The sequence below is a fragment of the Clostridia bacterium genome (assembly GCA_026414765.1).
Taxonomy (GTDB): Bacteria; Bacillota; Clostridia; order Acetivibrionales; family DSM-27016; genus SKW86.
The window spans coordinates 1-8,176 of sequence record JAOAIJ010000035.1; the positions used below are offsets into that span (position 1 = coordinate 1).

The 8,176-nt window shown below is 35.3% G+C and carries 8 protein-coding genes; 5 read left to right on the forward strand and 3 right to left on the reverse strand.

Features of this window, described 5'->3' with window-relative positions:
- The first annotated feature begins 633 nt into the window (after window positions 1-633).
- From argS to N3I35_13145, 4 genes are all read left to right on the forward strand, one after another.
- The gene (gene argS / locus N3I35_13130; GenBank protein MCX8131027.1) at window positions 634-1,194 is read left to right on the forward strand and encodes an arginine--tRNA ligase; all 561 of its coding nucleotides are present in this window, start codon (window positions 634-636) and stop codon (window positions 1,192-1,194) included.
- Window positions 1,195-1,620: 426 nt separating this feature from the next.
- Window positions 1,621-2,121, forward strand: coding sequence for a nitroreductase family protein (locus N3I35_13135; protein MCX8131028.1), 501 nt, complete (start codon window positions 1,621-1,623; stop codon window positions 2,119-2,121).
- A gap of 168 nt (window positions 2,122-2,289) precedes the next feature.
- Complete coding sequence (locus N3I35_13140) at window positions 2,290-3,105, forward strand: alpha/beta hydrolase-fold protein (GenBank protein ID MCX8131029.1); 816 nt, start codon at window positions 2,290-2,292, stop codon at window positions 3,103-3,105.
- 15 nt (window positions 3,106-3,120) lie between these two features.
- Window positions 3,121-4,161, forward strand: a complete 1,041-nt coding sequence (locus tag N3I35_13145) for a stalk domain-containing protein (GenBank protein MCX8131030.1) — start codon at window positions 3,121-3,123, stop codon at window positions 4,159-4,161.
- Between the two features lie 212 nt (window positions 4,162-4,373).
- On the opposite strand, the gene N3I35_13150 is transcribed toward N3I35_13145, so the two are convergent.
- From N3I35_13150 to N3I35_13160, 3 genes are all read right to left on the reverse strand, one after another.
- A complete protein-coding gene (locus tag N3I35_13150; GenBank protein MCX8131031.1) occupies window positions 4,374-4,982 on the reverse strand; it encodes a hypothetical protein in 609 nt (202 codons plus the stop codon).
- Window positions 4,983-5,116: 134 nt separating this feature from the next.
- Window positions 5,117-6,457 carry a HAMP domain-containing histidine kinase gene (locus N3I35_13155; GenBank protein MCX8131032.1) on the reverse strand — a complete coding sequence of 447 codons (1,341 nt, stop codon included), beginning with the start codon at window positions 6,455-6,457 and terminating at the stop codon, window positions 5,117-5,119.
- A 66-nt stretch (window positions 6,458-6,523) separates the two neighbouring features.
- A complete protein-coding gene (locus tag N3I35_13160; protein MCX8131033.1) occupies window positions 6,524-7,219 on the reverse strand; it encodes a response regulator transcription factor in 696 nt (231 codons plus the stop codon).
- 610 nt (window positions 7,220-7,829) lie between these two features.
- On the opposite strand from N3I35_13160, the gene N3I35_13165 reads away from it, so the two are divergent.
- Window positions 7,830-8,176: hypothetical protein (locus N3I35_13165; protein MCX8131034.1), on the forward strand; the 347-nt coding region annotated here is incomplete at its 3' end.

Sequence of the window (8,176 nt, forward strand, 5' to 3'; positions counted from 1 at the left end):
TAACTTTTTTATTTAAGCATTTTTTAGAAATAATATCTGAAAGCGAAATTTTACAACTTTTTAAATGCAATTTACTTAGAGTAGCATTATGAAATCAAGATTATACCGTTATAAATTCTACAACTTTTTTATCACTCATCATGTATAACGTTTGCATTTAAGGTGTGCAGTAATTGCAACATAAACGTGCAGTAAAAAAGATAAATATAAAAAGCCATGGAGAAGTACTAAAAATATTCATCTCCATGGCTTTTTTATTGCGAACAAAACTATATTACCTCAAAAAATTGTGCTGAGAGTGATCGGTTGAGAGGATAATTCTTATCTATGCAATGGCAGTAACAAGCTTTGGACTGGCTGAAACCTTTTGTAGGAGATTTGATTACTTTCCGTGGCGTATGATTCGTTCAGGAGATTTTGATAGGGTTTTGCTTAGACCTCGCTCCTTGTTTATTCAGATTGCCGGCTCTTATTTTCATATTCATAGGATGTCAAGAGTAATCAGCGGTTTAGGTGCAATTATATGGAGTATTTGGAAACTGGGAATACAAGCGACATTCATCAATCTGCTGACAATCTTACTTGCACTTTTAGGAGGATACTTTAAAGGTCTACTAGCTTTACCAGCATTTAATAGAAGAAGCTGCTGATAAAGTATACCAAAGAGTTGTTGAGAATAAGGACATTGCTGAAGATGAAGCAAATAATATTTCTAAAAAAGTAGGCTTGGCAGCTCTAAAGTATAGCGATTTATCTAATCAAATTTCAAAAGACTATATTTTCGATGTAGAGCGACTTACCTCTGTTGAGGGGAATACAGGGCCTTATATTATATATACGGTAGTCCGTATTAAATCCATACTTAATAAATTTTTCTCTATGAATCCTGAATATCAGCTAGACAGGGTATCTATACAAATACCGTATAGTGAAAGTGAACGTAATTTGATGCTTAAAATTGCTCAGTTTAGTGAAGTTGTTACAAAGAGTTTTATTGATTATTCTCCTCATAAGATATGTCAATTTATTTACGACTTATCAAATGAAGTTAATAGATTTTATCATGAAAATAAGATTATTTATGAGCAAGATTCTTTAAAACAATATTCTTGGATAAAGCTTATTACATTGACAAGAGATATTTTAATAAAATGTTTAGATCTATTAGCTATAGAAGCTCCTGACAGAATGTAATGTCCAGTTTTCCAAGCATTATATATCATTGATAGCACTCCTATTGTTTATGACATTAGTAGGGTACTGCGATATTGAAAAAAGAAACATAGGCATTCAAACATAGCAGCCAAAGCTTTTGGGTTAGCTACTATAAAATAACGATTCGTATACAACATCTAAACACATTATTAACTGTAGTATGCTTCATTAACAAAACAGTCGATTTACAATAAATTCATTAATAAAACTGTGTAGAGTAGTACATCAAGAAATAATTGAGACTGCAAAATGCTTATCAGATTCTGAACTAGTATGTAATATTTTGTAGAATATATTATGAAAATAATGTAAAATAATTATAAACATACAATAAATAATCGGTTACTAGTTTTTACCTGAGAAGCAAAACTTCATAAATCTTTCGGGTGTGGTGCAGGAGGTATTATGAATGCTATTTTTAGCCGTAGAAGTATAAGGAAATATACTAAACAGGATATTTCTGAAGAAATTATTGAGAAAATAATTAGAGCAGGGATGGCAGCACCATCTGCGGGTAATGAGCAACCCTGGCACTTTATTGTTATCAACGACAGGAGTGTTCTGAATGAGATTCCTAAGTTCCATCCATATGCCAAAATGCTGGCGGAGGTGGATAATGCAATCGTTATCTGCGGTGATCTGACCCTCGAAAAGTATGAAGGCTTCTGGGTACAGGATTGCTCGGCAGCAACGCAGAATATGCTGCTGATGGTACATGACCTTGGATTAGGTTCTGTGTGGTTAGGAGTATACCCTATAGAAGAGAGGGTAAAGGCTCTAAAAGAATTGTTGGGATTACCGGAGAACATCATTCCGTTTTCTGTCTTACCCATAGGTCATCCGGCAGAAAGTAAAGAACCCGCAAACCGGTTTAGTCCTTCAAAAGTCCATAGGAATAGGTGGTGAGGTATGGACATTATTGAACAACTGTCCTCAAAGACAGGTGATAAAACCTAAGTATCCAACATATATGTCGATGAAACTGGAATGGCTCATGCAAGGTTTTCGGCAAACAAACCTTGTAATCCAATACCATTATAGAAAAATACTTAAAGTACTTTTGAGGTGAAGAAAGTGAAGCGTGCAATAGCGTTAGTCATCATTTTTATCCTGCTTACATCAGCTAATTCCTTTGCTGAGGATAGGAGCAAAATTTCAAAGGATGATAGACCTCCCAAGACATCTGACAGCAGAAAAACGGGAGAAAAACAGGAAAAGGCCAAGGATAATACGCCAGGACCTGGTATTGATGAAAAGACCGGATATCCTGTTTCAAATCCATATTCAAGAAAAACAGTTTCATATAAGATACCTTACAAGGTAGAAGTGCCTTCCAAATATGACCAGGACCAGGATAGGAAATATCCATTGCTTGTATCATTGCATGGTGGAGGACAGAGGGGCAGCGATATTACTACGATTAAGGCTCCGAACTTTGCCAGATATGAAAAAAACGGGTATAATTTTGAGTTTATAACCATTTCACCTTTATGCCCTAATGGTTACCAGTGGATGGAATTCCTCCCAGAGTTGAATTCGATAATAAATGATACTGTTTCAAAATACAGGGTGGATATCAACCGCATCTATCTTACAGGAACCAGTATGGGCGGGGCCGGTACCTGGTACCTTGCAGCAGCTTATCCAAAGCAATTTGCTGCGATTATGCCGGTTATTGCTTGTTGTGATCCTGCACTTGCAGTTAACCTGAAGGATATACCGATATGGGCTATGAATGGGGCTAAAGACCCTGTAGTTCCACTGCAATATGCACAGAATACAATCAATGCGCTTAAAGCTGTCGGAGCAAAAGAGTTGAAATTCACAGTGGATCCAGAGGGCGGACATACGGCACCAAGCTTTATAAAGCCGGAAGATACTTATAATTGACTGCTTGAACACAGTTTGGCCGACAGGAGAATACAGGAGATCGATAGTATAAATTATGATATTTTTTATCCCAAAGGCTATAAGGACAGCGAAGATAAAAAATGGCCCATGATATTATATTTGCATGACAAGAATGAGAATACAAAATCATCATATATAAGCAAAGGTTTGGAGAAATACAACAATTCACCCTTCATTCTCGTTTCTCCCAGATGTCCTGAGGGCTTTGTATGGACCCAACTTCAAAGTGAATTGAATAATCTTTTGGATAACCTTTTAGACAGATATCCGGTTGATAAAGAACGCGTTTATATATCCGGTAAGGGAACAGGAGGAAGTGGTACTGTATTTTTGAGCTCCATTTATCCTGAACGTTTTGCCGGAGTAGTACCTGTAAACTGCGAACTTGATCCAATTATAGTTCAAAACCTTTATGATGTTCCCACCTGGGTATTCAACAGCAACAAGGCAATGGTACCACCTTCGGATGAAAAGCAAAAAGCTGAAGCCAAACTGGGAATTTTCAATCTTTATTCAAAATTCACGATTACTAATAGCACTGGTAAAAGAATTGATGAGAATGTTTATACCAAAGACCTTTTTGACTGGCTGCTGAGTTTTAATACCAAAGGCTTGATAGCAAAAGATAAGAGTCAGAAGGAAATTACACTAATGTTGGAAAATCCATATATGCTGGTTGGCGGGAAAGTATGCCAGGTAGAACCGGGTAATAAGGGGACATTAACACTGGATGTGAAGGGGAATCTGATAGTTCCTGCTGATACTTTGGTGAAAAATTTGGGCGGAAACATAGAATACATTGAAAAGGAAAAAAGGATGACCATAAAATTCAAATCCAAAAATATTGATATATGGATAGGAAATCCGAAAGCAAAGATAAACAACAAGGAAAAAGCTATGGAGACAGCAGCGCAGAGCATTAAAGGAGTTCGCTACATACCATTGAAATTCATTGTCGAAAATTCTGGGAATAAATTCCAGTATGATGATACAAAGAGGAAGGTATTAATATTTAAGGAAGTTAAGGGTAAGTAACTAAAAATTACGCACAGCCACAAGAACACGGAGTAACAGTGCTTTGCAGATTAAGGTCTTATGCCTCTGGAAGGCGACCCGGCAAAAGGTGCTGGAAATTTTTCAAAATAAAAGGGTAGAGGGGATTAAGTACACGGCCAATCCTACTCTGCCCTTTTTATACTAATAAATAAATGCATATCTTGTTTCAAAGAATATATGACTTATATAAATCAGCTTTTTAGTAAATCCAGGATTTGTTGCTTTAATTCTAAAATTAATTTTTGTTTTTCTATAATCTGCTTTTTATAACTTATTATATTGCTTAATGCGGTAGAAGCTTTTGATTCATCTTTAGCTTTAACTGCTCCTTTGAAATTTCCCCATTCGGCATTTTTCTGATCTCTTAAGATTTTTATGTCACTGTGAAGTGCTTCTATCTGAGTGTGTAGGGGACTTGTTTTTGATTTTAGATTAGATAAAACCTCTTTGGCTTCTTCAGAATTCTCTCCTTTTAGTGATTCCTTTAGGGTTTTCCATTGACTCTTGATATTTTGGTTGGAAGTTTTGATACTGGTCCATAAATTTTTGCATTCTTCTCTAAGTATGTCTAAATCAGTGAATAAACCTGAGAATTTGCCCTTGAAGCTTTTAACGTCGGATTTGATAATTATATCGTCAGTTGCTTCTGATTCGAAAGCGGATAAATCGGTATTTGTATTTGCTACAATACTGTTTTTAGCTGTTTGTTGTTTTTCGGCAGGAATATCAGCTGCAAACGCAGATACTGAGAGTATGGCTGTAATAAACAAACTTGTAAAAAGTGATAATACCTTTTTCATAAAATCATCTCCTATAGTTTTATTGGTGTACTTTGAATGAACGTTCATCAAGTATTAACCTTATATTTAAATCATAAAGGATAGATTTATAATAAGAATGTATAAAATGTGGAGAATTTGTGTAAATTTTCGTCCTATGTTATTGGGAGTTTAATCCTGAATTCAGCCCCGCCACACTTGCGGTTTGAGGCTTCTATAAAGCCGTTATGTTTTTCGATAATTACTTTGGTTATTGTAAGACCAAGACCGGAATTACCACTTTTACCCTTATAAAATCTTTCAAAAATTCTTTCGACATTTTGTTCTTGAAAACCTTCTCCATCGTCCTGTATAGTTATTTCAAAAAACTTAGCATTAACAGAAGTGAGTATATTGATTTCACTTTTTGCATATCTCAGACAGTTTCCCAGTACATTGATTAGAGCTTGAGTTATTTTGTCATGGTCAATGTTTATCATAACATCTTTACATAGTACAATGCCTATTCTTATGTTTTCTTTGTTTGAGAGACCACGCAGCTTTTCTACGCAGCTTTCGATTACCCCGTTCATACTTTCAATTGAAAACTTATAGAAATCTTCCTGAGATTCGACCTTAGAAAGAAAGAGTAATTCTTCGACTATGCCTTTTAGTCTTTTACTTTCTTCGACAATAATATCAAGTGCTTCATTGTTATCATCAAATACTCCATCCTTTACACCTTCAGCATAGCCCTGGATAGACATAAGAGGAGTTTTCAGTTCATGGGAGGCGTTTTGAAAAAATCTTTTTTGAGCGATATCGTGCTCTTTGAGCTCGGCAGCCATTCTGTTGATAGTTTCACCAAGATCCTCAAGTTCATCTCCTGTACGAATTTCCACTTTACCATCAAAGCTAAGCTTCGAAAGAGCAGCCGCCCTGTTTTTTAAAAGGATAATCGGTTTTGCTATGCTTCTCGCTATGAAAATACCTACAGCCACGGCTATTAGCGCTGTAATGGTTAATGAAATAAGCAGGACGGACAACAAACTTCTTAGCATCTTCTGTATTGGCCCAATCTGATTGTACATAACAATCCAGCCCTTAAGACTCTGAGAAACGTTATTCCTTGGAGGAAGGATAACCAGGAGATGTTCAATGTTATTAATACGCACTTTCATTGAAACAGTTTTTTTAGCACTAGAATTAAATTTATCCATAATCCTAGGCAATACTTGCTCTTTAAACTTTTGGGCATCTTCATTTTTGGGATACAGAATCTTTAAGTCCTTAGAAACAAGTGCAAAATTACTTTCCAGCATACCGGCTTCGCTAAACGCTTTTTTTCGTAACTCCTGCCTTGCATTAATACCAGGCTTATTCTTACCGGAAGCAATCTCATTCTTAAGGCTATCAAATATAGTATTGGCATCCTTGATCAACTGTTTTTTACTTTGGTTCTCTGTATAAAACTGTGCGAGAAAAGCAAATACAAGTCCAACAATAACCAAAGTCATAATTATCACAAAAAAATATGATACTACAATTTTAGAAGTGATTGATTTCTTAATTGTACTTTCCCCCTAACCACATATTTTATATCCATATCCCCAAACAGTAGTTATCTGTAAAGCTGAAGCTGCTTCCAACAGTTTCTTTCTGACCTTTTTAACAAGATCATCTATGGCTCTTGTATCTCCGATATAGTCATATCCCCAGATATTATTAATCAATTGCTCACGTGTGAAAACTTTGTTTTTATTCTTTATCAAGTAAAAAAGAAGATCATATTCTTTTGGAGTTAGTTCCAATTCATTTTTATCCTTTAATATCCTTCTTTCGTCAGGAAAGACAATGATATCTACGCAGCTTACCATGTTCACTGGCTGATCAATAAGCCTGTCTTCAATGTCTTTTATTCTGCGGAATATTGTTTTGACTCTGGCAATAAGCTCACGTGGACTGAAAGGTTTTGATATGTAATCATCACTTCCAAGCTCTAAACCCAGTATTCTGTCGATTTCTTCATCTTTTGCGGAAACAATGATTATAGGTACATTACTGATTTTTCTGAGTTCCCTGCATAAAGTATATCCATCCATACCGGGCATCATTATGTCTATAATAAGCATATCTGAAGGACTGCACTTGAATTGCCTTAATGCACTTTCGCCATCTTCAAACGATTGGACACCAAAGCCTTCTTTTTGAAGGTAGGTAGATACAAGATCCCTGATTTTTTTCTCGTCATCTACTACGTAAATGAGTTTGTTTTTCACTAGTCCGTCACCCCACTTACTGTTATGATATCACAAAGGATAAAAAGCTTCTACTGCTGATTCACCAATTAGCCTACATATAAATTATGCCCTGAAGAAGCAGTTGGTTGGAAATCCTAACTTATTTCAAGTAGTTATTTTATCAGAGCTTACTCATTAATTCTTAAAGATTTTATGTCTAATTTTTAGTAATCAGTCATGTACATAAATAAGCAAGATAAAAAGATTTAAAAGGGATATATCGGATGCAATATTATACAAAATATTATATTTTTTGTGCAAAAAAGGAAAATGACTTCTAGCATCTTTTAAAATTATGTGTTATTATGAAAACAATATATTAATAAAATGGAAAATAAAAGCATTATTTCGGGAAAATGTTTATTCACCAATACAAAAGTTGTAGCGCATTATATACTTACCAGGATTAACATAAAACATTGGAGTATTAATTGTAGTTTCAAAACTTATTAGTTTATGTCAAATAATAAATAAGTACGGGAGAGAAGCCTGGAAGAATAAATTTGTAATTGCAAATGTAGGTTTTCGGAAATAAAGAGTCCGTATATTAAATCATAACGATTTTATGCTATTTAGAGAGGATACAGATATGTTAAACATTGATCTCGGGGAATTGGCTAAAAGTTTGAATGGTTTGAATATAAGTGAAGTTGAAGAAACTGATACCGGAGACATAGGCATAATAGGGATTTCAGTAAAACTACCTCTGGCAGGAAATACAAATGAATTCTGGGAAGCCCTGAAAGCAGGAAGGGACTGCATATCAGACTATCCCCAGGGAAGATCCCAAGAATCGGACTTGTATTTCAGGTTTAAAGGAAAGGACACCAGGCAGGTAAAATATAAAAAAGGTGCATACCTTGAACGGATTGATGAATTTGACTGCCGTTTCTTTAATATATCCCCCCGGGAAGCAAGTCTGATGGATCCCAACCA